Source organism: Bradyrhizobium sp. Kon10 (assembly GCF_055807395.1).
In genome coordinates, this window is the sequence record NZ_JBVVOZ010000002.1 from 28,923 (window position 1) to 54,042 (window position 25,120).

At 64.1% G+C, this 25,120-nt stretch carries 26 protein-coding genes and 1 tRNA gene; 17 read left to right on the plus strand and 10 right to left on the minus strand.

What is annotated here, in order from left to right:
- The first annotated feature begins 210 nt into the window (after window positions 1–210).
- From AC0L2O_RS03220 to AC0L2O_RS03230, 3 genes are read left to right on the plus strand one after another with little or no spacing between them, the layout of a single operon-like run.
- Complete coding sequence (locus AC0L2O_RS03220) at window positions 211–1,014, plus strand: SDR family NAD(P)-dependent oxidoreductase (RefSeq protein ID WP_473368689.1); 804 nt, start codon at window positions 211–213, stop codon at window positions 1,012–1,014.
- A gap of 37 nt (window positions 1,015–1,051) precedes the next feature.
- Window positions 1,052–2,182, plus strand: a complete 1,131-nt coding sequence (locus AC0L2O_RS03225) for a DUF5938 domain-containing protein (protein ID WP_473368690.1) — start codon at window positions 1,052–1,054, stop codon at window positions 2,180–2,182.
- A 56-nt stretch (window positions 2,183–2,238) separates the two neighbouring features.
- Window positions 2,239–3,777 carry an AMP-binding protein gene (locus tag AC0L2O_RS03230; RefSeq protein WP_473368691.1) on the plus strand — a complete coding sequence of 513 codons (1,539 nt, stop codon included), beginning with the start codon at window positions 2,239–2,241 and terminating at the stop codon, window positions 3,775–3,777.
- Window positions 3,778–3,873: 96 nt separating this feature from the next.
- On the opposite strand, the gene AC0L2O_RS03235 is transcribed toward AC0L2O_RS03230, so the two are convergent.
- The 8 genes from AC0L2O_RS03235 to AC0L2O_RS03270 all read right to left on the minus strand — a co-directional run bounded on the left by AC0L2O_RS03235 (window position 3,874) and on the right by AC0L2O_RS03270 (window position 11,279).
- Complete coding sequence (locus AC0L2O_RS03235; protein ID WP_369720252.1) at window positions 3,874–4,146, minus strand: BQ00720 family protein; 273 nt, start codon at window positions 4,144–4,146, stop codon at window positions 3,874–3,876.
- A gap of 51 nt (window positions 4,147–4,197) precedes the next feature.
- Complete coding sequence (locus AC0L2O_RS03240) at window positions 4,198–4,623, minus strand: Hsp20 family protein (protein WP_007598583.1); 426 nt, start codon at window positions 4,621–4,623, stop codon at window positions 4,198–4,200.
- Between the two features lie 280 nt (window positions 4,624–4,903).
- Window positions 4,904–5,983 (minus strand): sn-glycerol-3-phosphate import ATP-binding protein UgpC, encoded by a 1,080-nt coding sequence (locus AC0L2O_RS03245; protein ID WP_473368692.1) that lies wholly within the window; start codon window positions 5,981–5,983, stop codon window positions 4,904–4,906.
- Window positions 5,984–5,989: 6 nt separating this feature from the next.
- Entirely contained in the window at window positions 5,990–6,838 is an 849-nt protein-coding gene (ugpE, locus tag AC0L2O_RS03250) for a sn-glycerol-3-phosphate ABC transporter permease UgpE (RefSeq protein WP_409191334.1), read from the minus strand.
- Window positions 6,838–7,719 carry a sn-glycerol-3-phosphate ABC transporter permease UgpA gene (gene ugpA, locus AC0L2O_RS03255; RefSeq protein WP_473368693.1) on the minus strand — a complete coding sequence of 294 codons (882 nt, stop codon included), beginning with the start codon at window positions 7,717–7,719 and terminating at the stop codon, window positions 6,838–6,840. Before ugpA ends, ugpE begins: the two co-directional genes overlap by 1 nt.
- Window positions 7,720–7,767: 48 nt before the next feature.
- Window positions 7,768–9,084, minus strand: coding sequence for a sn-glycerol-3-phosphate ABC transporter substrate-binding protein UgpB (gene ugpB, locus AC0L2O_RS03260; protein WP_409191335.1), 1,317 nt, complete (start codon window positions 9,082–9,084; stop codon window positions 7,768–7,770).
- Between the two features lie 357 nt (window positions 9,085–9,441).
- Window positions 9,442–10,647, minus strand: a complete 1,206-nt coding sequence (locus tag AC0L2O_RS03265) for a CaiB/BaiF CoA transferase family protein (protein ID WP_473368694.1) — start codon at window positions 10,645–10,647, stop codon at window positions 9,442–9,444.
- Between the two features lie 206 nt (window positions 10,648–10,853).
- Window positions 10,854–11,279 carry an organic hydroperoxide resistance protein gene (locus tag AC0L2O_RS03270; RefSeq protein ID WP_045004850.1) on the minus strand — a complete coding sequence of 142 codons (426 nt, stop codon included), beginning with the start codon at window positions 11,277–11,279 and terminating at the stop codon, window positions 10,854–10,856.
- A gap of 154 nt (window positions 11,280–11,433) precedes the next feature.
- Here AC0L2O_RS03270 and AC0L2O_RS03275 point away from each other — a divergent pair, with 154 nt between their 5' ends.
- On the plus strand, window positions 11,434–11,892 hold the full coding sequence (locus tag AC0L2O_RS03275; RefSeq protein WP_409191337.1) for a MarR family winged helix-turn-helix transcriptional regulator: 459 nt from the start codon (window positions 11,434–11,436) through the stop codon (window positions 11,890–11,892).
- A gap of 91 nt (window positions 11,893–11,983) precedes the next feature.
- Here AC0L2O_RS03275 and AC0L2O_RS03280 read toward each other — a convergent pair.
- Together AC0L2O_RS03280 and AC0L2O_RS03285 are read right to left on the minus strand one after the other, a co-directional pair.
- Window positions 11,984–12,059, minus strand: a tRNA-Ala gene (locus AC0L2O_RS03280).
- Window positions 12,060–12,125: 66 nt separating this feature from the next.
- Complete coding sequence (locus AC0L2O_RS03285; protein WP_473368695.1) at window positions 12,126–12,533, minus strand: TIGR02300 family protein; 408 nt, start codon at window positions 12,531–12,533, stop codon at window positions 12,126–12,128.
- Window positions 12,534–12,691: 158 nt separating this feature from the next.
- On the opposite strand from AC0L2O_RS03285, the gene aroA reads away from it, so the two are divergent.
- The 13 genes from aroA (at window position 12,692) to AC0L2O_RS03350 (ending at window position 25,003) form a co-directional block, all read left to right on the plus strand.
- Entirely contained in the window at window positions 12,692–14,029 is a 1,338-nt protein-coding gene (aroA, locus tag AC0L2O_RS03290) for a 3-phosphoshikimate 1-carboxyvinyltransferase (RefSeq protein WP_473368696.1), read from the plus strand.
- Between the two features lie 124 nt (window positions 14,030–14,153).
- Window positions 14,154–14,645, plus strand: coding sequence for a hypothetical protein (locus AC0L2O_RS03295; protein ID WP_473368697.1), 492 nt, complete (start codon window positions 14,154–14,156; stop codon window positions 14,643–14,645).
- Entirely contained in the window at window positions 14,623–15,030 is a 408-nt protein-coding gene (locus tag AC0L2O_RS03300; RefSeq protein ID WP_473368698.1) for a hypothetical protein, read from the plus strand. The genes AC0L2O_RS03295 and AC0L2O_RS03300 overlap by 23 nt, the downstream gene beginning before the upstream one ends.
- A 5-nt stretch (window positions 15,031–15,035) precedes the next feature.
- A complete protein-coding gene (gene cmk / locus AC0L2O_RS03305; RefSeq protein WP_473368699.1) occupies window positions 15,036–15,674 on the plus strand; it encodes a (d)CMP kinase in 639 nt (212 codons plus the stop codon).
- Between the two features lie 266 nt (window positions 15,675–15,940).
- Window positions 15,941–17,644 (plus strand): 30S ribosomal protein S1, encoded by a 1,704-nt coding sequence (gene rpsA, locus AC0L2O_RS03310; RefSeq protein ID WP_369720263.1) that lies wholly within the window; start codon window positions 15,941–15,943, stop codon window positions 17,642–17,644.
- A gap of 248 nt (window positions 17,645–17,892) precedes the next feature.
- Entirely contained in the window at window positions 17,893–18,873 is a 981-nt protein-coding gene (sppA, locus tag AC0L2O_RS03315) for a signal peptide peptidase SppA (protein WP_369720264.1), read from the plus strand.
- 181 nt (window positions 18,874–19,054) lie between these two features.
- Window positions 19,055–19,360 carry an integration host factor subunit beta gene (locus tag AC0L2O_RS03320; protein WP_007598410.1) on the plus strand — a complete coding sequence of 102 codons (306 nt, stop codon included), beginning with the start codon at window positions 19,055–19,057 and terminating at the stop codon, window positions 19,358–19,360.
- A gap of 70 nt (window positions 19,361–19,430) precedes the next feature.
- Window positions 19,431–19,823: a DUF1049 domain-containing protein gene (locus AC0L2O_RS03325; protein ID WP_473368948.1), complete on the plus strand. Its 393-nt coding sequence runs from the start codon at window positions 19,431–19,433 to the stop codon at window positions 19,821–19,823.
- 80 nt (window positions 19,824–19,903) lie between these two features.
- Entirely contained in the window at window positions 19,904–20,563 is a 660-nt protein-coding gene (locus AC0L2O_RS03330; RefSeq protein WP_473368700.1) for a phosphoribosylanthranilate isomerase, read from the plus strand.
- Window positions 20,560–21,777 carry a tryptophan synthase subunit beta gene (gene trpB / locus AC0L2O_RS03335; RefSeq protein WP_409191340.1) on the plus strand — a complete coding sequence of 406 codons (1,218 nt, stop codon included), beginning with the start codon at window positions 20,560–20,562 and terminating at the stop codon, window positions 21,775–21,777. Before AC0L2O_RS03330 ends, trpB begins: the two co-directional genes overlap by 4 nt.
- Window positions 21,774–22,610, plus strand: coding sequence for a tryptophan synthase subunit alpha (gene trpA / locus AC0L2O_RS03340; RefSeq protein WP_473368701.1), 837 nt, complete (start codon window positions 21,774–21,776; stop codon window positions 22,608–22,610). Before trpB ends, trpA begins: the two co-directional genes overlap by 4 nt.
- Before the next feature lie 111 nt (window positions 22,611–22,721).
- Entirely contained in the window at window positions 22,722–23,663 is a 942-nt protein-coding gene (gene accD / locus AC0L2O_RS03345; protein WP_409191341.1) for an acetyl-CoA carboxylase, carboxyltransferase subunit beta, read from the plus strand.
- Window positions 23,660–25,003: a bifunctional folylpolyglutamate synthase/dihydrofolate synthase gene (locus tag AC0L2O_RS03350; protein WP_473368702.1), complete on the plus strand. Its 1,344-nt coding sequence runs from the start codon at window positions 23,660–23,662 to the stop codon at window positions 25,001–25,003. Before accD ends, AC0L2O_RS03350 begins: the two co-directional genes overlap by 4 nt.
- Window positions 25,004–25,120 lie beyond the last annotated feature (117 nt).

Consider the following 25,120-nt stretch of genomic DNA (forward strand, 5'->3'; position numbering starts at 1 on the left):
CACAACCACTTCCTTTGACAACTGTCAAATTCGTCCTTGACAAGTGTCAAGATTCTGGCGGAGGCTCGCGCCAACAATTTGGACAGTTGTCAAGATGTCCGGCCATGGAGGAACGCTTCGCTGGGTGCTGCCGAAAGGCCTGCGCCCATCGACCTGGTGCGCGCCTGTCGGCGCAGCACGAGTCAATCACCAGCAACGGAGGAGTGCGTCATGAGTGGGAAGAGCCTTGCAGGCAGGAAAGCCTTGGTCACCGGCGGTGCGCGAGGAATCGGCGCAGCCATAGCGCACGCATTGGGGCGAGCCGGCGCCTCGATCATGATCGCCGACATCCTGGAGGAGACCGGCCGCGCCAGCGCAGCGGCGATCGCGAAGGAAGATGTCGTGACGGGCTTCGTCCAGCTCGAGGTCACCGACGATGCGCAATGGGAGCGGGCGGTGGCCAAGACCGTCGCCACCCTCGGCGGCTACGACATCCTCATCAACAATGCCGGGATCGAGATCACGTCGCTGATATCAGAGGTCAAGGCCGAGGACGCGCGGCGGATGTGCGACGTCAATATCGTCGGCACCGTGCTCGGCATGAAGCACGCCTTCCGCGCGATGCGGCCAGGCGGCCCCGCCGGCAAGGGCGGCGCTGTGGTCAACATCGCCTCCGTCGCAGCGACGATCGCGTTCCCGAGCATCGCGGTCTATTCCGGCACGAAATCCGCGGTCGACCGCATGACGCGGGTTGGAGCTATGGAAGCCGGCAAACTCGGGTATGGCGTGCGCGTCAACTGCATCTATCCCGGCTTGATCCCGACCGACATGGGCCTGCAGCTGGCCAATGACATCGTCAAGATCGGCCTCGCGCCCGACGTCAACGCCGCGGTCGGCTCGGTGGTCGAGCAGACGCCCCTCGGCAAGCTCGCGGAGGTCGGCGACATCGCCGACGCCGCGGTGTTCCTGTGCTCGAACGAGGCGCGCTTCATCACCGGCATCGGCCTGCCGGTCGATGGCGGCATGGGCATGTGAGCTGAGAACCTGACAACCAACATTTCGGAGGAACCCAATGAGCGCGAAGAAGCCCGTCATCGTCTATGGCGCGTCCGGCTACACCGGCCGGCTGGTCTGTGAATATCTACGCGAGTACAATATCCCCTTCATTGCCGCCGGCCGCAGCGCCGAGAAGCTCAACGCCGCGATGAAGGCGAACGTGGCCGGCATCGAGACCGCCGACTACGAGGTGGTGGAAGTGCCGCACACCGTGAGCGCACTGACGGAGTTGTTCAACGGCGCTTCGGTGGTGCTCAACACGGTGGGCCCCTTCGCCAGGTTCGGCGGCGAGGTGGTGCAGGCGTGTTGGGCGTCCCGATGCCACTACACCGACACCACCGGCGAGCAGGACTGGCTGACTACGCTCGAGCAGGAGTGGGGCACGAAGTTCGCCAATGCCGGCCTGCTTTTGGCGCCGGGCATGGCACAGATGTACACCACCGGCGAGATCGCAGCCCAGCTGTGCCTGGAGACGCCAGGCCTCGATACGCTTGATATCGCCGTGTTCTGGGGCGGCAGCCCGACCATCGCCTCGACACAGACCATCCTGGTCAACGCCGCGATGGCAAAGGCCTACTATCTGGAGCAAAACAAATACGTCGAGCATCAGCCCGATGCCGGTCTCTATAACGTCGCCATCCCCGGCCAGCATGAATTGGCGCTGGCGCTGCCCTGGGGCGGCACCTCGCATCCGGTGTGGTTCAAGCGCGATCCGCGCGTGGCCAATGTGAAAGTGCTGGGCGGCGTGTTCAATCGTGGACTGATGCTGGCCGTGCCGCAGATCGTCGCCGCCGCGCTGGAGGCGACCAAGAATATGAACCCCGACGACCGCTACGTCGCGTTGGCGCAGACCGCAGCAGGTGTGATGAACACCATGCCGCCGCGCGAGAACCCGCGCGTCAACAAGTCCTTGGATTCGGTGCATGCCTCCGGCCCGTTGGGGCGCGCGCACTGCGTCATCAACGGCAACAGCAACTACAAGCAGACTGGCTTGCTGCAGGCCTATGCAGCGGCGCACCTGCTGCAGCAGCCGCCCAAGCGCGTGGGCTTCGCCTCCGGCTGCCAGGCGTTCGGCCATCACGAGTTGCTCGGCCAATTGCGCAGTTTTGGGCTCGTCAGCAAACCGATCCTGAGTGTGCACGATTAAGTAAATCGTGGGTGGCGCGGTGCACCGCGTCACCCACTGCCATTCGGGTGTTGATCATGCGATTCGTCGATTACCTGGACAAAGGCGCTTCGCTCGGCGCTGACGCGCCATGCCTGACCATGGATGGGCGCGATCTCAGTTATCGCGAGGTGCAGTTGCTGAGCTATCACGTGGCGCGCGGGCTCGTGCGATCGGGTATTGCCGCCGGCGAGAAGATTGCAATCCTTTCCGGCAACGATCCGGTCGCCTTCGCCTGTGTGTTCGGCATCTCGCGCGCCGGCGCGGTCTGGTGCCCGATCAATCAGCGCAACGAGGCGGCCGAAAACCGGATCATCCTCGACCAATTCGATTGTAGCCTGCTGCTGTTTCATTCAAGCTTTGCGCCGATGGTCGAGGCCGTACGTGCCGAACTGCCGAAGCTGCGCGCCCTCGTCTGCCTCGATGCTCAGCTCTCCTTCGCCCCCTCCTTCGACAGCTGGCTCGCTGACCTGACCGACGGCCATTATCAACGCGAGACTGTCGACGATCTCGCGATGATTCCCGGCACCGGGGGCACCACCGGCAAGCCGAAGGGGGTCATGCTGTCGGGCCGCAACATCGAGGCCATGACGGCACTGACGCTGATGGGGTATCCGTTCAAGGGCCGTCCGGTTTATCTCGCGCTCGCGCCGCTGACCCACGCGGCCGGCGTGCTATGTTTCCCGATCATGGCGCTCGGCGGTCGCATCGTCATCATGCATCACCCCGACATCGCCGAATTCCTCGATCTGATCGAGCGCTACCGCGTCACGCATACCTTCCTGCCGCCGACCGTGATCTACATGCTGCTCGATCATCCCAAGCTCGACTCCGCAAGGCTCGAATCGCTGCAATGCTTCTGGTACGGCGCGGCGCCGATCTCGGCCGCGCGGCTTGCGGAGGCGCTCCGGCGTATCGGGCCGATGGCGCAGTTGTTCGGCCAGACCGAAGCACCGATGATGATCTCGATGATGGCACCTGGCGAGCATTACAATGCCGATGGCACGATTGCGATAGAGCGCCTCACCTCAGCCGGGCGGATCAGCCCGCTGGTGCAGGCTGGCATCATGGATGGCGAGGGCAATTTGCTGCCATCAGGCGCGCGCGGCGAGATCGTGGTCCGCGGCTCGCTGCTGATGGAGGGCTACTACAAAAATCCCGAGGCCACGGCGGAGGCCTCCGCGCATGGCTGGCATCACACCGGAGACATCGGCTACATCGACGGCGACGGCTATCTCTATATCGTCGATCGCGCCAAGGACATGATCATCACCGGCGGGTTCAACGTCTACTCGATCGAGGTCGAGAACGCGCTGCGGGCGCACGAGGCGGTGCAGGACTGCGCCGTGATTGGCCTTTCGGACGAGAAATGGGGTGAGCGGATCGTCGCGGTGGTGCAGCCTCGCGCCGGCCGGAGCGTCGATACGACCGCGCTGGCGGCCTTCGTCAAGCAGCGAATCGGCAGCGTCAAGACGCCGAAACAGATCGAAGTCTGGGACGATCTGCCGCGCTCCAGGGTCGGCAAGGTGCTGAAGCCGGATATCCGTGCGCGGCTGGCGGGTCGCTCAGGCGTCTGACAAATGTTGGCCCAAGCGCCCAAAGAAAACGCGGGCCGCCTCGATCGAGGCATGCCCGCGCATTTGAATTCGTCAGTCGCGCGTCAGTGCGCGCGCTCAGTGCACGCTCACCGCTTGCAGCTCGTTGCTCCAGGCATTGGCGACTGCGGCTTCGCGGCTGTCGGTCAGCATGATCGGCGTGCCGTCGGCGGCATGGAGCGCGAACAGCTTGAGGCCCGGCGCGATTTTCGGCGCTTCCGGAAACAGGCCCGGCACATCTTCGGAGCGGATCTGCTTCACATAGGCGATATGGCCTTCGCCGAGGGTCGCCAGCGTCTCCGGGGAGACATTCTGGGCTTCGTATTCGAACGCAACGTGACCTTCACTCATGGTCTCGACTCCTTCACAGAAACTAAGCGGTCGAGTCCGCTACTCGTTCCATTATTCGTGCTCATTGATAGCGATTGTCTTAACGATCCTCTCCGGTTCCGGCCGGGCAAGATCGATCGCCAGCAATCCGTTCTTCAGATCCGCACCCAGCACCAGCATTCCCTCCGCCAGCACGAAGGTGCGCTGGAAGTGGCGCGCGGCGATGCCGCGATGAATGTATTGCCGGGTCTTGTCGTCCTGCTGCCGCCCGCGAATCACGAGCTGGTTTTCCTCAATGGTTACATCGAGTTGGTCACGGGTGAATCCGGCGACCGCCAGCGTGATGCGCAACCGCTCGGGCTGGCCCTCGGATCGGTCGCACCTCTCGATATTATAGGGAGGGTAACCGTCGGCGCCTTTGACGACGCGATCGAGCACGCGCTCAATCTCGTCGAAGCCCAGAAGGAACGGACTGGAAAGCGTGGGAACACGAGACATAGTTTACAAAGTCCTCTCGAAGCGACTTTGGTGTTTCAGGGCCCGTCAAGGCACCCCTTGGTCAGCAATATGGTCATATCCCCGTGTGGGTTCAAGGACGTAGGCCGGAGGCTGTGGATGCGCGGTTGCCCGTCTTTGCTACACAGATGCTTCCGCTTCGTCATGGCGGGACAAGCCCGGGTATGACGACTCACGAGCGATTTATGCCAATGAAAACAGACCCTCGGCTACTGTGCATGGGGTTGTTTTCGCAGGTTTTGTTGAGCGCCAGTGGAACCGGTCAGATTTCGATCCGCGTCCGCCCGTCGCCGCTGAACAGATGCAGCTTCGCCCGCACCGCGGCGACGCGGATTTTCTGACCGATCGGCGGCGCCTCGGAGCCGGGAATGCGGACGATGACCTCGCCGGGCGGCAGCTCGCCGGGATTGGCGGCGATGCGCTGCTCGTCCTGTGCGCGCGAGCCGTAGATGAAGGTCTCGGCGCCGACGCGCTCGATCGCTTCGACCGTCAGCGGCAGCGCGATGCCGCCGGCTGGCGTCTGGTCGGTGATGGCGAAATCTTCCGGGCGGATGCCGATGATGCCGGCTTCGATGTTGCCGAGCTGCGATTTGATCTCGTCCTGGCGGATCGACATCAAATTCATCGGCGGCGCGCCGATGAAGGACGCGACGAAGGTCGTTGCCGGCTTCTCGTAGATCGCCAGCGGATTGCCGACCTGCTCGACCTCTCCGCCATTCATGACGACGAGAACATCAGCCAGCGTCATCGCCTCCAGCTGGTCGTGGGTGACATAGATCGAGGTCGTGCTGAGCCGGCGCTGCAATTTGCGGATCTCGACCCGCATCGCGATGCGCAGCTTGGCGTCGAGGTTGGAGAGCGGCTCGTCAAACAAAAACACCTTCGGCTGGCGCACGATGGCGCGGCCCATGGCAACGCGCTGGCGCTGGCCGCCGGAGAGCTGGCGCGGCTTGCGCTCCAGCATCGGCGTGAGCTCGAGCACGCGCGCGGCTTCGTCGACGCGGGTCCTGACCTCGTCCTCTTTCATGCCGCGGTTGCGCAGGCCGTAGGCCATGTTGTTGAAGACGCTCATATGCGGATAGAGCGCGTAATTCTGGAACACCATCGCGATGTCGCGGTCGGCGGGCTCGATCTGGTTGACCACGCGGCCGCCGATGTCGATCTCGCCGCCGCTGACGGTCTCGAGGCCTGCGACCATGCGCAGCAGCGTGGACTTGCCGCAGCCGGACGGGCCGACCAGCACGCAGAACTGGCCGTCGGCGACATCGACGTTGACGCCCTTGATGGCCTCGAAGCCGCCGGGATAGGTCTTGCGGACGTTGCGCAGGGTGACGTTAGCCATAAAAAATCACTTCTCCGTCTCGACCAGCCCGCGCACGAACAATTTCTGCATGGCGACGACGACGAACACCGGCGGCAGCATTGCCAGCACGGCGGTCGCCATCACGACCGGCCACTCGGTCAGCGCGTCGGTCGTGGTGATCATCTTGCGGATGCCGACCTGGATCGTCTGCATGTCGTCGCGCGTGGTGATCAGCAGCGGCCAGAGATATTGATTCCAGCCGAGGATGAAGAGGATCACGAACAGCGCCGCCATGTTGGTGCGCGACAATGGCAACAGCGTATCCCAGAAGAAGCGCAAGGGGCCGGCGCCGTCGATGCGTGACGCCTCCAGCAGCTCGTCCGGGACGGTCATGAAGAACTGCCGGAACAGCAGCGTCGCGGTCGCCGACGCGATCAGCGGCAGCGCGAGCCCCGCGTAGCTGTCGAGCATGTGCAGATCGGCGACGATCTTGTAGGTCGGATAGATGCGCACCTCGACCGGCAGCATCAGCGTGATGAAGATGATCCAGAAGATCGGCATCCGGAACGGAAAGCGGAAATAGACGATCGCATAGGCCGAGATGATCGAGATCGCGATCTTGCCGACCGCGATCAACAGCGCCATCACCAGCGAGTTCAGCATCATGTTGCCGACCGGCTCGCGGGTCGAGCCGCTCGTGCCGACGAAGATGGTCTGGTAATAAACCTCGAAGAAATGGCCGCCCGGCAACAGCGACATCTGCCCGTTGGCGATCAACGCGTTGTCCTGGGTCGAGGCGACGATGGCGATATAGACGGGAAACGCGACGATCGCGATCCCGATCCAGAGAATGAAATGGGCGACGTAGCGCCGAAAGCCCTCTTGCTCGACCATCAGTAGGTCACCTTGCGCTCGACGAATCGGAACTGGATTCCGGTGAGCACGATGACCATGACCATCAGGATCACCGATTGCGCCGCCGAGCTGCCGAGATTGCCGCCGAGCAGGCCGTCGGAATAGACCTTGTAGACCAGCGTCACCGTCGACGTGCCGGGACCGCCGCGGGTCATGGTGTCGATGATGCCGAAGGTGTCGAAGAAGGCGTAGACGATGTTGACGACCAGCAGGAAGAAGATGGTCGGCGACAGCAGCGGGAAGGTGACAGTCCAGAACCGACGCATCGGGCGCGCGCCGTCGATCGCAGCGGCCTCGAACACGCTCTTCGGGATGGCTTGCAGCCCGGCGAGGAAGAACAGGAAATTATAGGAGATCTGCTTCCACGCGGCGGCCACGATGATCAGCGCAGCCGCCTGATTGCCGTCGAGCAGCGGATTCCAGTCGACGCCGGCGGCGCGCAGATATCGCGCGAGCACGCCGAGCGAAGGATGCAGCATGAAAATCCAGAGCACGCCGACGACGGGCGGCGCGACGGCATAGGGCCAGATCAGCAGCGTGCGATAGAACATCGAGCCGCGCAGCGGCTTGTCCGCCATCACCGCGAGCAGGAGCGCGAACGACAGCGAGGACACGGCGATCGCGAACGAGAAGAAGAAGGTGCGGACGATCGTCTCGAAATAGGCGGGGTCTTTGAACAGTTCGACGTAGTTGTCGAACCAGACGAAGCTCGTCGACAGACCGAAGGCGTCCTGGAGCAGGAAGGACTGGATCACGGCTTGGGCAGCCGGCCAGTAGAAAAATATCAGGACCACCGCGAGTTGCGGGGCAACCAGCGCGTAGGGCAACAGCTTTGACTGGAAAATGGCTTGCTTTTGCATGGTGTCAGCAGAGCGGCAGGCCGGGTCGCGGCCTGCCGCTCATGGGCCTCACTTCACGGCGGTCTTTTCGAACTGCCGCAGCATCACGTTGCCGCGCTCGACCGCGGAATCCAGCGCCTGCTTGGCGGTCTTCTTGCCCGCGAGCGCCTGCTCGATCTCTTCCGACCAGACGTCGCGCAGCTGCACCATGTTGCCGAGCCGCAGGCCGCGCGAATTCTCGGTCGGCTCCTTGTTGGTCAGCTCGAGCAGGGGCGTTTCGAGATAGGGCTGGTCCTTGTAGAAGCCCTCCGCCTTCGCCTTCTCATACGCCGCCTTGGTGATCGGCAGATAGCCGGAGGCCTTGTGGATGTAGACCTGGCGATCGGTGTCGGAGAGGAAGGTCAGGAATTTTGCGACGCCCTTGTATTCCTCGGCCGACTTGCCGCCCATGACCCAGAGCGAGGCACCGCCGATGATCGAGTTCTGCGGCGCGCCCTTGACGTCGGGATAGTACGGCATCGGCACGGCGTTGAAGTTGAACTTGGCCTGCGCCTTGACGTTGCCGAAGAAGGCGGACGAGGTCAGGTAAATCGCGCACTCACCCGAGGTGAAGCGGCCTTCGCCGGTGTTGGTACGGCCGGCATAGTCGTAGGTCTTGTCCTTCTGGAGCTCGACCAGTTTCTCGAGATGCTTGACCTGCAGCGGGCCGTTGAACTCCAGCACGGTGTCGAAGCCGTCGAGGCCGTTCGCCTTGCTGGCGAGCGGCACGTTGTGCCAGGCGGAGAGCTGCTCGAGATTGACCCAGGTGACCCAGGAGCCGGAGAAACCGCAAGTCGGGTGGCCGTTGTCGTGCAGCTTCTTGGCGGCCGCGAACGTTTCCGGCCAGGTCTTCGGGATCTCGACATTCGCCTTCTTCAGCTCGTCCAGGTTGACCCACATCACCGTCGATGACGAGTTGAAGGGGAAGGACAGCATTTCGCCCTTCGAGGTCGAATAATAGCCGGTGATGGCGGGCAGGTAGATCTTGGGATCGAACTTCTCGCCGGCCTCAGCCATCAGCTTGTAGACGGGCTTCACGGCGCCGGTCGCGGCCATCATGGTGGCGGTGCCGACTTCGAACACCTGCATGATATGCGGGGCGTTGCCGGCGCGGAACGCGGCGATGCCGGCATTCATCGTATCGGCGTAGTTGCCCTTGTAGGTCGGGATCACCTTGTAGTCGCTCTGCGACGCGTTGAAGTCGGTGGCGAGCTTGACGATGACATCGTTGTTCGCGCCGGTCATGGCGTGCCACCACTGGATTTCAGTCACGGCCAGCGCCGGCGAAACGCTCATGCCAACCGTCACCGCAAATGCTGCGGCTGCCCCAAAATGTCGAAGAGCCATCAAGTAAACCTCCCTTGGCCGTCAAAAAGATCGCTTGCGCTAGCAGCGCCACATGACGTTCACATGACTGTGTAAGCGGGCGAAACGAAAGCGGCAAGCGCGGCAAAAGGAAAGCCGTCAAATAGGCGAATGCCGCGCGCTGTCTCATCCATTCGCGGTGCACACACGCGCCCGCGCCGCAGTGCGGTATTGGATGTGTGAGGTCGACCATCGCACCGCGGCCTCCCTTGCCTCTCCCGCTTGCGGGAGAGGTCGCGCCGAAGGCGCGGGTGAGGGCTCTCTCCTCCCGGGGATTGTCCCGTTGCGGAGATACCCTCTCCCCAGCCCTCTCCCGCAGGCGGGAGAGGGAGCGCAGCGTCAGCGCTTGCGCTCGGGCCCGCAGACCGTGCCGGTCTCGACCATCGCGTCGATCTCGGCCCTGGAATAGCCGAACTCGCCCAGCACCTCGGCGGCGTGCTGGCTGAATTTCGGCGGCAGGCGGCGCAGGCTCGGCTTGCTGCGATCGAGCCGGATCGGCGACGCCACGCCCTTGTACCAATCCTTTTCGATGACATCGCCGCGGGCGATCGTGTGCGGATTGGTCAACGCATGGTCGATCTTCTGCACGGGGCCGGCGGGCAGGCCCGCAGCAAGCAGGCGATTGCACAGCGGCTCGGCCTCGTGCTGGCTGAACACCGCGGCAAGCTCGGCGCGCAGGGCCTCGCGATTTGCGATGCGGTCCTTGTTGCGGGCAAAGCGCGGATCGGTGCCGAGCTCGGGCTTGCCGATCTCCTTCGCGAGCTTGCGGAAGGTGCCGTCATTGCCCACGCCGATGAAGATGTCGTCGGTCCTGGTCGGGAAGATCGCATAAGGAACGAGGTTGGGATGCTCGTTGCCGGTGAGCGACGGCGGCTTGCCGTGCATGAAATAATTCGCGGTGTGCGGATGCATGATGGCAAGGCCGGTCTCGTACAGCGTCGTCTCCAGGAACTGACCCTGGCCCGAGCGCTGCCGCTCCGACAGAGCCATCAAAATGCCGATCGCCGCGTAGAGTCCCGTGGTGATGTCGACCAAGGGCACGCCGATCCGCATCGGCCCGCTCTCCGGCGAGCCGGTCGCCGCGATCATGCCGGTCATCGCCTGGATGATGGCGTCATAGCCGGGATTGCCGCCGCGCGGGCCGTCGGCGCCGAAGCCGCAGATCCGGCAATGCACGAGGCGCGGGAATTTTTCGCGCAAGTTCTCATTGCCGATGCCCCATTTCTCCAGCGTGCCCGGCTTGAAATTCTCGATCAGGACGTCGGCCGTCTCGAGCATCTTGAGCAGCACGGCGCGGCCGCCTTCGGAGGCGAGGTCGAGGCCGATCGAGCGCTTGTTGCGGTTGATGCCGACGAAATAGGCCGCGTCTTCCTCGTGGAAGGGAGGGCCCCAGTCGCGGACCTCGTCGCCCGCCGGCGGCTCGACCTTGATCACGTCGGCGCCATGGTCGGCGAGAATCTGCGTGCAGTAGGGGCCGCCGAGCACGCGCGTGAGATCGATGACGCGCAGTCCGCTCATTGCGCCCGAAGCAGCTTCAGAACTCATGCCTTCGCTTCCCCTGTGTCGATATTGACCACAGGCCTAGCGAGGTTCCGGGAAGCCAGCAATGGCTTGTTGCGTAGGGCGTTATGCGGCGCACGCGCCACAGTCCCGCGACCTGGCAAATCAGAGCTGGCAACTCGAGAATCTGGCAAATCAACGGAAATGGCCGGCCCGAGGGAGATCCCGGGCCAGCCGATCCGCATCTTCGATCAGACCACCGTCAGGCGGACGTCGACATTGCCGCGCGTCGCGTTGGAGTACGGGCAGACCTGGTGCGCCTTCTCGACCAGCGCCTCGGCTTCCGCACGGGCAAGGCCCGGTAGCGACACGGCGAGATCGATGTCGAGGCCGAATCCGCCGGCCGCGCGTGGGCCGATGCCGACGGTCGAGGTGACGGAGGCGTCAGCGGGGACCTTCGGGCCGCCCTGCGAGGCCACGAACTTCATCGCGCCGATGAAGCAGGCGGCATAGCCGGCCGCAAACAGCTGTTCGGGGTTGTTGCCGGCACCACCGCCGCCGCCGAGTTCCTTCGGCGTGGTCAGCTTGACGTCCAACGCGCCATCGAGGGTCGCGGCATGGCCGTCGCGGCCGCCGGTGGCTTTTGCACTGGTCTTGTAGAGGACATTCACCGACATTTTCGTCTCCCTGTTTTCCTGTTGGGTGCGGCTTATATGGCAGACAATTAGATTGTGCGCAATTTAAATCAGGCCGCCTCACATTTAATTGTTCGCAATTGAATGCGCGCCCGCCAGGTCCCAGAATGACAGGACGAATCTCGTGAGATCGAACATGGCCCGGAAACACTCCGCGGTGGACCCGCTGCGGCTCGACAATCAAATCTGCTTCGCGGTCTATTCCGCCGCGCATGCCTTCAACCGCGTCTACAAGCCGCTGCTCGACCGGCTCGGCCTCACCTATCCGCAATATCTGGTGATGCTGGTGCTGTGGGAGCGCGACGACGTGCCCGTGAGGGACATCGGCGAAAAGCTGTTTCTGGATTCGGGCACCCTGACGCCGCTGTTGAAGCGGCTCGAGGCCGCCCATCTGGTCAAGCGCACGCGCTCGAGCGAGGACGAGCGCCAGGTGCTGATCGCGCTGACGCCCCAGGGGCACGCGTTGAAGGAGAAAGCGCGCGCCGTGCCGCAGTCGATCCTGGCTGCATCGGATTGCTCGGTGTCGGAGCTGGTGGCGATGAAAGACGAGATCGTCGCGCTACGCGACCGGCTCAATGCGGTGATCGGAGAGTAGGGGGAGTCCGTCAGTCCGTCTTCGCCGGACACCACGCTTCGCCCTTCGGGCTGTGCGCGGCTGCGCCACGCGTAGCCCGAAGGGCGAAGCGTGGTGGAGCCAGGCGGGATCGAACCGCCGACCTCTTGCATGCCATGCAAGCGCTCTCCCAGCTGAGCTATGGCCCCTTAACCGTCCGGCGCGCCTTGGGCGACGCGTCGGATGAGACCCAGAACCACAGTTCTGGGATTATCTCAAGTCTCTTCATCACCTACGACGTCACCAATGATGTCGGTCACGTCCTCGTCGCCCTCTTCGTCGTCGGCGATGAAGGTCGAATCATCGTCGTCATCGTCCTCGATGGTCTCGTCGACCTCGATGTCGTCTTCGGATTCGGGCACGACGGCCTTGACCTTGCCGGTGTTCTCCTCGGCATCGGCCTCCTCGAGAGACACCGTCTCTTCGGCCTCGACCGGCTCCGGCGTCGTGTCGGCAGCCGGCGCATGCCGGGCTTCCGCGCGGGTCGCGCGAGCCGGCGCCACCGGGGCAATCGGCACCACTTCGCCGGTATAGGGCGAGATCACCGGATTCTTGTTGAGGTCATAGAATTTCTTGCCCGTAGTTGGGCAAATACGTTTGGTTCCGAGTTCGGACTTGGCCACGGCAGAGGAATCCTGGAATGTCTGAAAAGCGGTGTTTCACTTGGCTAGTTGGCGGCCCGCTGTCAATAGCGCATTACGGGAGAACGACATGCCGTGACGGAGCGCGGACCATGTGATACCTGCGCTGCACCCGCAAGGGGACATCCAAGGACACAATCTTGACCCATTCCGACCAACCGAGGCCGCTCAAGTCTCGCTCCAGCGGCCCCCTGACCGGGAAAGTACGGGTGCCGGGGGACAAGTCGATTTCCCACCGCGCCCTCATCCTGGGCGTGCTTGCGGTCGGCGAGACCCGGATTTCGGGCCTGCTGGAGGGCGAGGACGTCCTGAACACCGCAAAGTCCATGCAGGCGCTCGGGGCCAAGGTCGAACGCACCGGAGACTTTGCCTGGACCGTGCACGGCGTCGGCGTCGCGGGCTTCGCCCAGCCGAAGGCGCCGCTGGATTTTGGTAACTCCGGCACCGGCTGCAGACTGGTGATGGGCGCCGTCGCGGGTTGTCCGATCTCGGCGGTTTTTGACGGCGACGCCTCGCTCCGCACTCGGCCGATGCGCCGAATCCTGGATCCGCTTGAAAAGATGGGCGCCAGGATCGTTGCGGGCGGCGAGGGCGGCCGTCTGCCGCTGACCGTCCAGGGCGCGCGCGATCCGCTGCCGATCACCTACAAAACCCCGGTCGCCTCGGCCCAGATCAAATCGGCCGTGCTGCTGGCAGGTCTCGCCGCGCCGGGCAGCACGACGGTCATCGAGTCTGAGGCCAGCCGCGACCACACCGAGCTGATGCTGAAGCATTTCGGTGCCGACATCGTCTCGACGCCCGAAGGGGCGCACGGCCGCCGCATCACGCTCGTGGGTCAACCTGAATTGCACGGCGCCACCGTGATTGTTCCCGCCGATCCCTCCTCCGCGGCGTTTCCGCTCGTTGCGGCGCTGATCGTCGAAGGCTCCGATATCGTTCTGTCCGATGTCATGACCAATCCGCTGCGCACCGGGCTGTTTACGACACTCCGCGAGATGGGCGCCTCGATTGAGGAAAGCGAAGTGCGCTGCGATGCCGGCGAGCCGATGGCGCAATTGCGCGTGCGTGCCTCGAAACTGCGCGGCGTCGAGGTGCCGCCGGAGCGCGCGCCCTCGATGATCGACGAATATCTCGTGCTGGCGGTCGCGGCCTCGTTTGCCGAGGGCACGACCGTCATGCGCGGCCTGCAAGAGCTGCGCGTCAAGGAATCCGACCGCCTGGAGGCCACCGCAGCCATGCTGCGTGTCAACGGCGTGAAGGTCGAAATCTCCGGCGATGATTTGATCGTCGAAGGCCGCGGTCATGTCCCCGGCGGCGGCCTCGTCGCCACGCACATGGACCATCGCATCGCGATGTCCGCGCTGGTGATGGGTTGCGCGTCCGACCAGCCAGTGACAGTCGACGACACCGCCTTCATCGCCACCAGCTTCCCGGATTTCATTCCAATGATGCGTTCGCTTGGGGCCGAGCTTTCATGAGGCCGCGGCCATGAGTGCTGCCTTGGACCGCGACGCTTTGCTGGATGCCTTCGATTCTATCGGCCGCGCAGCGGCCGGCGCCGGAGCCAAGCTTCAGATCGCAGTCTATGGCGGCTCCGCCCTTATGCTCGCCAGCAATTTCCGCTTTGCGACCGAGGATGTCGACGTCTCGAAACTCGAACATCCGCTGCCGGATTGGCTCGGGAGCGCGACAGCAGAAATCGCTGCAAGGAATGGTTGGGATCCTAACTGGTTCAACGATCAGGTCGCCTTTCACCTCAGCCCGCTGGCTGACCATGCGGCCGACCATCTGGAATTTGGGACCTTCCCGCGCGACGGAACGACCCCGGGACTTGAAGTCTCGGTGCCCTCCGCCGCATATCTTCTGGCGTTGAAGTTGAAGGCATTTCGCGTCGCTGATCCCGTTCGCGGCGAGACTGAGCGGCTGGATATCTTGAATTTGATGAAAGTGGTTGGAATCTCGGGAGCTGAGGAAGCCATCGCGTTGCTGGGCCGGTATTTTCCAGTGAGCGCAGCGTCCCCGGAAAAGCAGCGCTTCCTGCTGAAGAACATGGATCTCGGGGGAGGAGCAGATGCGCCCGAATACCCTCGCTGAAGCCGTCGACCGCATCTGTGCCGGTGCGGCTCAGGACACTACGCTGGCTGAATTCCTCGACACGTTCGATCTGGCTGGAACGAGCCGCGCTCAATACGAGACGATCGAGGACGAGCCGGTACTGACGCGCAACGATCGGCTCGATGCCCTGGTCGGCGCGATCGCCGAATATCTGGCAAAGCAGCGCCGCCTCGGGCAGGTGCCGGCGTGGGTCTGCGATCCGGCCCGTCGCCTTGCCGAGCCGTGGTTCACCGTATCGTCTCCGTCGGATGCGATGCGCGAATATCTCACCTATGCGAGTCCCGCTGAATTTGCTTCTCGCAACATCTTTACCGAAGAGCGGCCATTGCGGCGCGCCCGCGGGCCCCACACAGCCAAGGTTTGAGTGACATGATCATCGCCATCGACGGACCCGCGGCCTCGGGCAAGGGGACGCTCGGCAAGCGCCTTGCCCATCATTACGGCTATCGTCACCTCGATACCGGCGTGATCTATCGCGCCGTGGCCTATGCCCTGATGCAGTCGGGCCACGATCTTCGGGACGAAGCGGCAGCAGTCGCGGCGGCTATGGAACTCGATCCCGAGAGGTTCGGTAACCCCGCCTTGAAGACCCAGAAGGTGGGCGAAGGCGCCTCGATTGTCTCGGCGATCCCCAGGGTCCGCGAGGCCCTGGTCAGCTTCCAGCGGCAATTCGCCGCCGATCCTCCGGGCGCCGTGCTTGACGGCCGGGACATTGGAACCGTGATCTGCCCCCATGCCGACGTGAAGATTTTCGTCGTCGCCGACCCCAAGGTCCGCGCCCGCCGCCGCACCATGGAGGCCAGAGCGCGGGGCGAGGAGGCGGACGAGGCGGCCGTGCTCGCCGACATCATCCAGCGCGACGAGCGGGACAAGAACCGGCCGATTGCGCCTTTAAAACCCGCCCCCGATGCTTACTTGCTAGAGAACTCCCAACTGGATATAGAAGGCGGCGTCCGGGCCGCCATCGACATTATCGAGGCCGTCCGAGCGGGCCGTCCGCGGGGTTAAGCCGCGGTCGTCATTGGAGGAAGCGCCCGCTCCCGCTCTTTGAGGTCGATACATCAGGTCCCTCGGTTGGGACCGGTGCGATCCAGGCTCCGGACAAAGATTTCCACGTATCGGACGTGCGGGCCTCAGCCGGCCCGCTTCCGCTGTTCCGGCGCCAAGCCGCGGCAGCGAGCGGTCGCTCGAAGGTTTTGCGGACCTTCCGACACTGCACGCGCGATATGTCCTTGAACCCAACGGCCGGCAAGACGTCCGCAACTGGAGAACAAATGGTTTCGACTTCCGCTGATACCTACAGCCCCTCGCGCGATGATTTCGCCGCGATGCTCGATGAGTCCTTCGCAGGTGGCAACCTGCAGGAGAGCTCCGTCATCAAGGGCAGGGTTGTTGCAATTGAAAAGGACATGGCCGTCATCGACGTCGGCCTGAAGACCGAGGGCCGCGTTGCGTTGCGCGAATTCTCCGGCCCCGGCCGTGACAGCGAGCTCAAGGTCGGCGACGAGGTGGAAGTATTCCTCGATCGCATCGAAAACGCCCTTGGCGAAGCCGTGCTGTCGCGCGACAAGGCGCGCCGGGAAGAGAGCTGGGGCAAGCTCGAAAAGGCGTTCCAGAACAACGAAAAGGTCACGGGCGTCATCTTCAACCAGGTCAAGGGCGGCTTCACCGTCGACCTCGACGGCGCCGTTGCCTTCTTGCCGCGCTCGCAGGTCGACATCCGTCCGATCCGCGACGTCGCGCCGCTGATGAACAACGCGCAGCCGTTCCAGATCCTCAAGATGGACCGCCGCCGCGGCAACATCGTCGTGTCCCGCCGCACGGTGCTGGAAGAGACCCGCGCCGAGCAGCGTCAGGAGCTGGTGCAGAACCTCGAAGAGGGTCAGGTCATCGACGGCGTGGTCAAGAACATCACCGATTACGGTGCGTTCGTTGATCTCGGCGGCATCGACGGCCTGCTGCACGTCACCGACATCGCGTGGCGCCGCGTCAACCACCCGACCGAGGTGCTCTCGATCGGTCAGACCGTGAAGGTCAAGATCATCAAGATCAACCACGAGACGCACCGCATCTCGCTGGGCATGAAGCAGCTGCTGGATGATCCGTGGCAGGGCATCGAAGCCAAGTACCCGCTGGGTGCGCGCTTCACCGGCCGTGTCACCAACATCACCGACTACGGCGCGTTCGTCGAGCTCGAGCCGGGCATCGAAGGCTTGATCCACGTCTCCGAAATGTCGTGGACCAAGAAGAACATGCACCCCGGCAAGATCGTGTCGACCTCGCAGGAAGTCGAAGTGCAGGTGCTGGAAGTCGATTCCGTCAAGCGCCGCATCTCGCTCGGCCTCAAGCAGACCATGCGCAATCCCTGGGAGGTCTTCGTCGAAGGTCATCCGACCGGTTCGACGGTCGAGGGCGAGGTCAAGAATAAGACCGAGTTCGGCCTGTTCCTGGGTCTCGAGGGCGACGTCGACGGCATGGTCCATCTCTCCGACCTCGACTGGAAGCTTCCGGGCGAGCAGGTGATCGACAACTACAAGAAGGGCGACGTGGTGAAAGCCGTGGTGCTCGATGTGGACGTCGAGAAGGAGCGTATCTCGCTCGGCATCAAGCAGCTCGAAGGAGACCCCTTCGCCGAGCCGGGCGATGTCAAGAAGGGCGCTGTCGTGACCTGCGAAGTGCTCGAAGTGAAGGAAAGCGGCATCGAGGTGAAGATCACCGGTACCGACTTCTCGACCTTCATCAAGCGCTCGGAGCTCGCCCGTGACCGCAACGACCAGCGCGCCGAACGCTTCGCCGTCGGCGAGAAGGTCGATGCAAGGGTGATCCAGTTCGACAAGAAGGCCCGCAAGGTCCAGGTGTCGATCAAGGCGCTCGAAGTCGCCGAAGAGAAGGAAGCCATCGCGCAGTACGGCTCCTCCGATTCGGGAGCGACGCTCGGCGACATCCTCGGCACCGCGCTCAAGAACCGCGACAAGTAAGCGAAACGCCTGTTTCGCAACCATCAAAGCCCCGGCGCGAGCCGGGGCTTTTTTGTTGTGCCTGTAGCCCGGATGGAGCGCAGCGCAATCCGGGAGAGGCGAGAACCCCGGATTGCGCTGCGCTCCATCCGGGTTACGCGGCAGAGCCTTGTTTTCTTCAAATTGCGCCGCAATTGATGTATCCAGATAAGCCAATGGTCACGCTGTGACGGCACAACGCGGTTGGCTTCCCACCTGGAGATATTCCGATGTCGCTCGATTCGGACATCATCGTCGATCGCCGCAGGATCCGCCGCAAGCTGACCTTCTGGCGCGTCGTGGCCGCGGTGATCGCGATCGCGGCGATCGCGGCTTTTGCGCTGATCGCGACGCCCGGCGCGCGCGGCAGCTTCGCCTCCGCCGGCTCGATCGCGCGCGTGGAGATCGACGGCCTGATCCGCAGCGATTCCGACCGCACGCGGGCACTGGAGCGGCTCGCGAACTCGCAGGCCGCGGCCGTCATCGTCCACGTCAACTCGCCGGGCGGCACCACCGCGGGCTCCGAACAGCTCTATGACTCGCTGACGCGGCTGAAGGCGAAGAAGCCGGTCGTCGTCGTGGTCGAGGGGCTTGCCGCGTCGGGCGGCTACATCACCGCGATTGCGAGCGACCACATCATCGCCCAGCAGAGCTCACTGGTCGGGTCGATCGGCGTGCTGTTCCAGTACCCCAACGTCGCCGAGCTGCTCAAGACCATCGGCGTCAAGGTCGAGGAAGTGAAGTCCTCGCCACTGAAGGCCGCGCCCAACGGTTTTGAGCCGACCAGCCCTGAAGCCCGTGCCGCGCTCGACGCGCTGGTGAAGGATTCCTATGCCTGGTTCAAGGATCTAGTGAAGCAACGCCGTGGCATGGATGACACGCAGCTCGAAAAAGTTGCCGACGGCCGCGTCTTCACCGGGCGCCAGGCGATCGACCTCAAGCTGATCGACCAGCTCGGTGACGAGAAGACGGCCGTGACCTGGCTCGAGGAGCAGAAGGGCGTTAAGAAAGGCCTCACCGTGCGCGATTACAAGCTGGAGCCCCGGTTCAGCGACCTGACGTTCCTCAAGACGGCCGCCTCGGTGACGCTGGAAGCGCTTGGTTTAGGCTCGATTGCGCACCAGATCGAAAAAGCCGGCGTCGTGCAGGCGGTCGATCGCTTCGGCATGGATGGAATGCTGGCCCTGTGGCAGCCGGCTGCGTCAAATTGACCGAACTCAATGGAACCGAGCGAGCTTGCGACGGCTTTCCCGTTTAACGGGTGGTGCGTCAGCCTGCTTTTTCGGCATTTGTCACGCATTTTCACGACGCTCAACCTTCATTTAGCGTCTTGACAGATCAAGGCATTTTCACGGAAATGGTCATCCGCACGCTTCCGGGTCCTATCTCTCGATGATCAAATCCGAACTTGTTCAGCGTATCGCCGAGCACAACCCGCATCTTTACCAGCGGGATGTCGAGAACATTGTGAATGCGATTCTCGAGGAGATCGTTGCGGCACTCGCGCGCGGAGACCGCGTCGAGCTGCGCGGCTTCGGAGCTTTCTCGGTGAAGCACCGCCCCGCACGCGCCGGTCGCAATCCACGCACCGGCGCCCATGTTCCTGTCGACCAGAAGAGCGTTCCGTTCTTCAAGACCGGCAAGGAAATGCGTGAGCGGCTCAATCGCGACCATCCGGATCCGGGCGCCCCGGACTGAGATCGACATCAGGATTCCTGCGGCCGCCAGCGATGCGGCCGGCAGCTTGATTCAAGGCGAGCGAAGCGAGATGCGAAAGTTCCTGACCGCGCTGATCGTGATTCCGCTGGGTCTGCTTCTGGTGATCTTCGCCGTGGCCAACCGGCATTTCGTCACGGTCTCGTTCGATCCTTTCATGTCGAACGATCCTGCACTCTCGGTCGCGTTGCCGCTGTTCCTGCTGCTGATCCTGGTGGCGGCTGTTGGCGTCATCGCCGGCGGTTGGGCCGTTTGGTTCGGCCAGCGACATTGGCGGCGCGCGGCCCGCCGGCACGAGGCGGATGCACGGGCTGCACGGGGCGAACTGGCCGGTCTGCGAGCCTCAACGGCCCCGGCCCGGCCGGATCAGCAGCGCCTTCCAGCCCCCTCCGGGGTGGGCCTTTACGGGCCCGTCGGGCGAGACAAGCAGCGCGCGACGTTGTAGAAGCGGCCGCAACCGAAAGCCCGGTTTTCCGGCCGCGAGCCCGTGGCCTTCACCTGCTTTGAGCCCATATTCCCGAGATCATGTCCCTGCTTGTCAAAATCTGCGGCCTGTCCACGCGCGAGACGCTCAAGGTAGCGCTCGACGCGGGCGCCGACATGGTGGGATTCGTGTTCTTTCCGCCGTCGCCGCGGCATCTGACGCTCGAGGCCGGGCGCGATCTCGGCCGGCAGGTGGAGCGGCGCGCGCTCAAGGTGGCGCTCACGGTCGATGCCGATGACGCAACGCTCGACAACATCATGGACGCGCTGTCGCCCGACATGTTTCAGCTCCACGGCCACGAGAGCGTCGCGCGCGTGCGTGACATCAAGCAGAGGTTCGGCCGCCCCGCGATGAAGGTCGTCTCGGTCGCAGCCACCGCCGATCTCGCCGTGCTGCCCGGCTACGCCGCGGTCGCCGACCGCATCCTGTTCGACGCCCGCGCGCCAAAAGACGCGACCCGGCCGGGCGGGCTGGGCGCGCCGTTCGATTGGCGCCTGCTCGAGAACCTCGAGCTGAACTTGCCGTATATGGTCTCGGGCGGCCTGCATGCAGGCAACGTCGCCGAAGCCGTTCGCCTCACCGGCGCCGGCGGCGTCGACGTGTCCTCCGGTGTCGAGAGCGCCCCCGGCGTGAAGGATCCGGAGATGATCAAGTCCTTCATTCGCGCGAGCCGCGCCACGCAAGAGTTGAGCGTCCGATGAACATCGCCAAACCAAATTCCTATCGCAGCGGGCCCGACGAGCGCGGCCATTTCGGCATCTTCGGCGGCCGTTTCGTCGCCGAAACTTTGATGCCGCTGATCCTCGATCTGGAGAAGGCCTACACCGAGGCCAAGGCCGATCCGGCCTTCCAAGCCGAGATGAACGGCTATCTCAAGAACTATGTCGGCCGGCCCTCGCCGCTCTATTTCGCCGAGCGCCTGACCGAGCATCTCGGCGGCGCCAAGATCTACCTCAAGCGCGAAGAGCTCAACCACACCGGTTCGCACAAGGTGAACAACGTGCTCGGCCAGATCATGCTGGCGCGGCGCATGGGCAAGAAGCGCATCATTGCCGAGACCGGCGCCGGACAGCACGGCGTTGCCACCGCGACGCTGTGCGCGCGCTTCGGTCTCGAATGCGTGGTCTATATGGGCGCCGTCGACGTCGAGCGGCAGCAGCCCAATGTCATCCGGATGGAGATGCTGGGCGCAAAAGTGAATCCGGTGCAGTCGGGCACGCGCACGCTGAAAGACGCGATGAACGAGGCGCTGCGCGATTGGGTCACCAACGTGCACGACACGTTCTATTGCATCGGCACCGTGGCGGGTCCACATCCTTATCCGACGCTGGTGCGTGATTTCCAGTCGATCATCGGCAACGAGACCAAAGCGCAGATGCAGGAGGTCGAAGGCCGCCTGCCGGATTCGCTGGTCGCCTGCATCGGCGGCGGCTCCAATGCGATGGGCCTGTTTCACCCCTTCCTCGACGATTCCACCGTCGAGATTTTCGGCGTCGAAGCCGCCGGTCACGGGCTGACGCAACTGCACGCGGCCTCGATCGCGGGCGGCCGCCCCGGCGTGCTGCACGGCAACCGCACCTATTTGCTGATGGACGCGGACGGGCAGATCCAGGACGCGCATTCGATCTCGGCCGGCCTCGACTATCCCGGCATCGGGCCCGAGCATTCCTGGCTGCACGAGATCGGCCGCGTCAACTATCTCTCCGCGACCGATGACGAGGCGCTCGCCGCGTTCCAGCTGCTGTCGAAGCTTGAAGGCATCATCCCGGCGCTCGAGCCCGCGCACGCCATCGCCAAGGTGATGGAGCTCGCGCCGAAGCGGCCGCAGGACCATCTGATGGTCGTCAATCTCTCCGGCCGCGGCGACAAGGACGTCCCCCAGGTCGGCGACATCCTGAGGGGCAAGACCAAGTGACCACGCGTATCGACACCCGTTTTGCCGAGCTGAAGACAGCGGGCCGCTCGGCTTTCGTCACCTTCCTGATGGCGGGCGATCCCGATCCGGCGACGTCGCTCGATATCATCAAGGCGCTGCCGAAGGCGGGCGCCGATTTGATCGAGATCGGAATGCCTTTCACCGATCCGATGGCCGACGGTCCGTCGATCCAGGCCGCGGGCCTGCGCGCGCTCAAGGCCGGCATGACGCTGAAGAAGACACTCGATCTCGTGCGCGGCTTTCGTAAGGACGACAACGCGACGCCGATCGTGCTGATGGGCTACTACAATCCGATCTACATCTATGGCGTCGACAAGTTTCTCGTCGACGCCAAGAGCGCCGGCATCGATGGTCTCATCATCGTCGACCTGCCGCCTGAGGAAGACGACGAGCTCTGCCTGCCCGCGATGAAGGCCGGCCTCAACTTCATTCGGCTGGCAACGCCGACCACCGACGACAAGCGTCTGCCGGCCGTGCTCGCGAACACCTCGGGCTTCGTCTACTACGTCTCGATCACCGGCATCACCGGTGCTGCGTCCGCGGACTCCGCGGCTGTCAGCGAGGCGGTTGCTCGCATCAAGCGGCACACAACACTGCCGGTCTGCGTCGGCTTCGGCATCCGCACGCCGGAGACCGCCCGCGCCATCGCCTCGCACGCCAATGGTGCGGTGGTCGGCACCGCGCTGGTCGATGCCCTCAAGAACAGCCTCGATGCGGAAGGCCGGGCGACCGCCAAAACCGTCAACGCCGTCGCCGAATTGACGGCGTCCCTGGCCGAGGGCGTCAAGGGCGCGCGAGCCGCGGCGGGATAGGCCATAATTCCGCTTTGAGGGCGGGCGAAAGGGCGGCTTGCCGGGGCAAGGTCCGGCGGCCATATATCCTTCAGGCGGTCCCCGAGCGGGATTCGCACATCGGAGCAAACCATGAACTGGCTTACCAATGTGGTCCGGCCGAAGATCCGCAACATGCTGCGGCGGGAGACGCCGGAGAATCTGTGGATCAAGTGCCCGGATTCCGGGCAGCTGGTGTTCTACAAGGACGTCGAGGCCAACCAGTTCGTCATTCCCGGCTCGAACTACCACATGCGCATGGGCGCGGTGGCGCGGCTGAAGTCAGTCTTCGACAACGAGACCTGGTTCGACGTCGCGCTGCCCGATGTCACGCCCGACCCACTCAAGTTCCGCGATGAGAAGAAATACGTCGATCGTATCAAGGATGCGCGCGCGCGGACCAACCTGAACGACGCCGTCAAGGTCGGTTACGGCAAGCTCGAAGGTGCCGCCGTCGTCATCGCCGTACAGGATTTCGATTTCATGGGCGGTTCGCTCGGCATGGCCGCCGGCGAAGCCCTGGTGCGCGGGCTCGAGCTCGCCGTCGAAAAGAAGTCGCCTTTCATCGTGTTCGCAGCGTCCGGCGGCGCACGCATGCAGGAAGGCATCCTGTCGCTGATGCAGATGCCGCGCACCACCGTCGCCGTGCAGATGCTGCGCGAGGCAAAGCAGCCCTACATCGTCGTGCTGACCAACCCGACCACCGGCGGCGTCACGGCGTCCTATGCGATGCTCGGTGACATCCAGATCGCCGAGCCCGGCGCGCTGATCGGCTTTGCCGGTGCGCGCGTGATCGAACAGACCATCCGCGAAAAATTGCCGGAGGGTTTCCAGCGCGCCGAGTACCTGAAGGATCACGGCATGGTCGACATGGTCGTGCATCGCCATGATTTGCGGCCGACTCTGGCGCGGCTCTGCCGTCTGCTGACCAAGGCGCCGGCGCCGGAGAGCGCGGCGAAATCGGCGCAGCCGGTGACGAACCCGGCACAGATCGCCGTGCCGGCGGAAGTGGCGCCGGCCGCGCCGCACGCGTGAACGGCTCCGCTGACAATGCAAAGTCGTCGCTCGACGCATTGATCGGGCGGCTATCGGCCCTGCATCAGAAGCGCATCGATCTCGGGCTCGAGCGGATGCACCGCCTGCTCGAACGGCTCGGGCATCCCGAACGCAAGCTGCCGCCGGTGATTCACATCGCCGGCACCAATGGCAAAGGCTCGACGCTCGCCTATTTGCGCGCGACGCTGGAGGCCGCCGGCTTGCGCGTCCACGCTTACACCTCGCCCTATCTGGTCCGCATCAACGAATGTTTTCGGCTCGGCCGCGCCGGTGGCGGGGTGCTCGTCGGCGACGACGAATTGCACGCGGCGCTGGAACAGGTCGAGCGCGTCAATGCCGGCGAACCCGCGACATTGTTCGAGCTCAAGACCGCGGCTGCGTTCCATCTGTTTGCACAGAACCCCGCAGACGCGGTGCTGCTCGAAGTCGGGCTCGGCGGCCGGCTCGATTCGACCAATGTGGTCGATACCCCGGCGGCCTGCGTGATCACGCCGGTCAGCATGGATCACATGGATTTCCTTGGGCCCACGCTGACGTCGATTGCCGGCGAGAAGGCTGCGATCATCAAGCGCGGCGTGCCCGTGATCTCGGCCGAGCAGGCGCCGGAGGCGATGGCGGTGATCGAGGCGGAGGCCAAGCGCATGCGGGCGCCGCTGTTTGCGGCGGGCGAAAGCTGGCACGTCAATGTCGAGCGCGGGCGTCTGGTCTATTCCGACGATCGCGGCCTGATGGATCTCACAGCGCCTCGGCTGTTCGGCCGCCACCAGTTCGACAATGCGGGCCTGGCAATCGCGACGCTGCGCGCGATCAGCGCCTTCAAGGTCAGTCAAGCAGCGTTCGAGGCCGGCATCGTCGGCGCGGAATGGCCGGCGCGGATGCAGCGCATCACCGCAGGCGAGCTGCTTGGATGGGGACCGCAGGGGTCGGAGATCTGGCTCGATGGCGGCCACAATGCCGAAGGCGGCCGCGTCGCCGCGGCTGCGCTCGGCGACCTAGAAGAGCGCGTGTCGCGGCCGCTGGTGGTGATCGCGGGCATGATGGCCAACAAGGACGCGCGGGCGTTTCTCGCCAATTTCGCCGGCCTCACCCGTCACATCATTGCGGTGCCGATCCCCGACACGGAGAATGCGATGCCGGTCGATCGCCTCGCAGATGCCGCGCGCGGCCTCGGCATGCGCGTCGAGACCGCGCCCGGGATCGAGGCCGCGCTGCGTGCATTGGCCAAGTTCGCCTATGAGGTGCCGCCGCGGATCCTGATCACCGGCTCTCTGTATTTGGCCGGCCATGTGCTCGCCATCAACGGCACGCCTCCTGCGTAAGCCTTTCGTGTCCCGGACAAGCGCAGCGAAGCGGAGCGCAGATCCGGGACCCAGTAAGTCGCATAGGCCCCGGCTCTGCAGCGCACCGCTGAAGAAGCGCTGCGCTGCGTCCGGGGC

Coding starts and splice junctions, on each gene's coding strand:
- AC0L2O_RS03240 (WP_007598583.1), bottom strand. CDS start 4,623: ATGTCTCGTGTTCCCACGCTTTCCAGTCCGTTCCTTCTGGGCTTCGAC.
- AC0L2O_RS03330 (WP_473368700.1), top strand. CDS start 19,904: ATGTCCCTGCTTGTCAAAATCTGCGGCCTGTCCACGCGCGAGACGCTC.
- AC0L2O_RS03320 (WP_007598410.1), top strand. CDS start 19,055: ATGATCAAATCCGAACTTGTTCAGCGTATCGCCGAGCACAACCCGCAT.
- AC0L2O_RS03245 (WP_473368692.1), bottom strand. CDS start 5,983: ATGGCTAACGTCACCCTGCGCAACGTCCGCAAGACCTATCCCGGCGGC.
- trpB (WP_409191340.1), top strand. CDS start 20,560: ATGAACATCGCCAAACCAAATTCCTATCGCAGCGGGCCCGACGAGCGC.
- AC0L2O_RS03265 (WP_473368694.1), bottom strand. CDS start 10,647: ATGAGTTCTGAAGCTGCTTCGGGCGCAATGAGCGGACTGCGCGTCATC.
- ugpA (WP_473368693.1), bottom strand. CDS start 7,719: ATGCAAAAGCAAGCCATTTTCCAGTCAAAGCTGTTGCCCTACGCGCTG.
- AC0L2O_RS03235 (WP_369720252.1), bottom strand. CDS start 4,146: ATGAGTGAAGGTCACGTTGCGTTCGAATACGAAGCCCAGAATGTCTCC.
- ugpB (WP_409191335.1), bottom strand. CDS start 9,084: ATGGCTCTTCGACATTTTGGGGCAGCCGCAGCATTTGCGGTGACGGTT.
- AC0L2O_RS03325 (WP_473368948.1), top strand. CDS start 19,431: ATGCGAAAGTTCCTGACCGCGCTGATCGTGATTCCGCTGGGTCTGCTT.
- AC0L2O_RS03230 (WP_473368691.1), top strand. CDS start 2,239: ATGCGATTCGTCGATTACCTGGACAAAGGCGCTTCGCTCGGCGCTGAC.
- AC0L2O_RS03270 (WP_045004850.1), bottom strand. CDS start 11,279: ATGTCGGTGAATGTCCTCTACAAGACCAGTGCAAAAGCCACCGGCGGC.
- cmk (WP_473368699.1), top strand. CDS start 15,036: ATGATCATCGCCATCGACGGACCCGCGGCCTCGGGCAAGGGGACGCTC.
- AC0L2O_RS03300 (WP_473368698.1), top strand. CDS start 14,623: ATGCGCCCGAATACCCTCGCTGAAGCCGTCGACCGCATCTGTGCCGGT.
- accD (WP_409191341.1), top strand. CDS start 22,722: ATGAACTGGCTTACCAATGTGGTCCGGCCGAAGATCCGCAACATGCTG.
- AC0L2O_RS03275 (WP_409191337.1), top strand. CDS start 11,434: ATGGCCCGGAAACACTCCGCGGTGGACCCGCTGCGGCTCGACAATCAA.
- AC0L2O_RS03225 (WP_473368690.1), top strand. CDS start 1,052: ATGAGCGCGAAGAAGCCCGTCATCGTCTATGGCGCGTCCGGCTACACC.
- AC0L2O_RS03295 (WP_473368697.1), top strand. CDS start 14,154: ATGCTCGCCAGCAATTTCCGCTTTGCGACCGAGGATGTCGACGTCTCG.
- rpsA (WP_369720263.1), top strand. CDS start 15,941: ATGGTTTCGACTTCCGCTGATACCTACAGCCCCTCGCGCGATGATTTC.
- ugpE (WP_409191334.1), bottom strand. CDS start 6,838: ATGGTCGAGCAAGAGGGCTTTCGGCGCTACGTCGCCCATTTCATTCTC.
- AC0L2O_RS03220 (WP_473368689.1), top strand. CDS start 211: ATGAGTGGGAAGAGCCTTGCAGGCAGGAAAGCCTTGGTCACCGGCGGT.
- sppA (WP_369720264.1), top strand. CDS start 17,893: ATGTCGCTCGATTCGGACATCATCGTCGATCGCCGCAGGATCCGCCGC.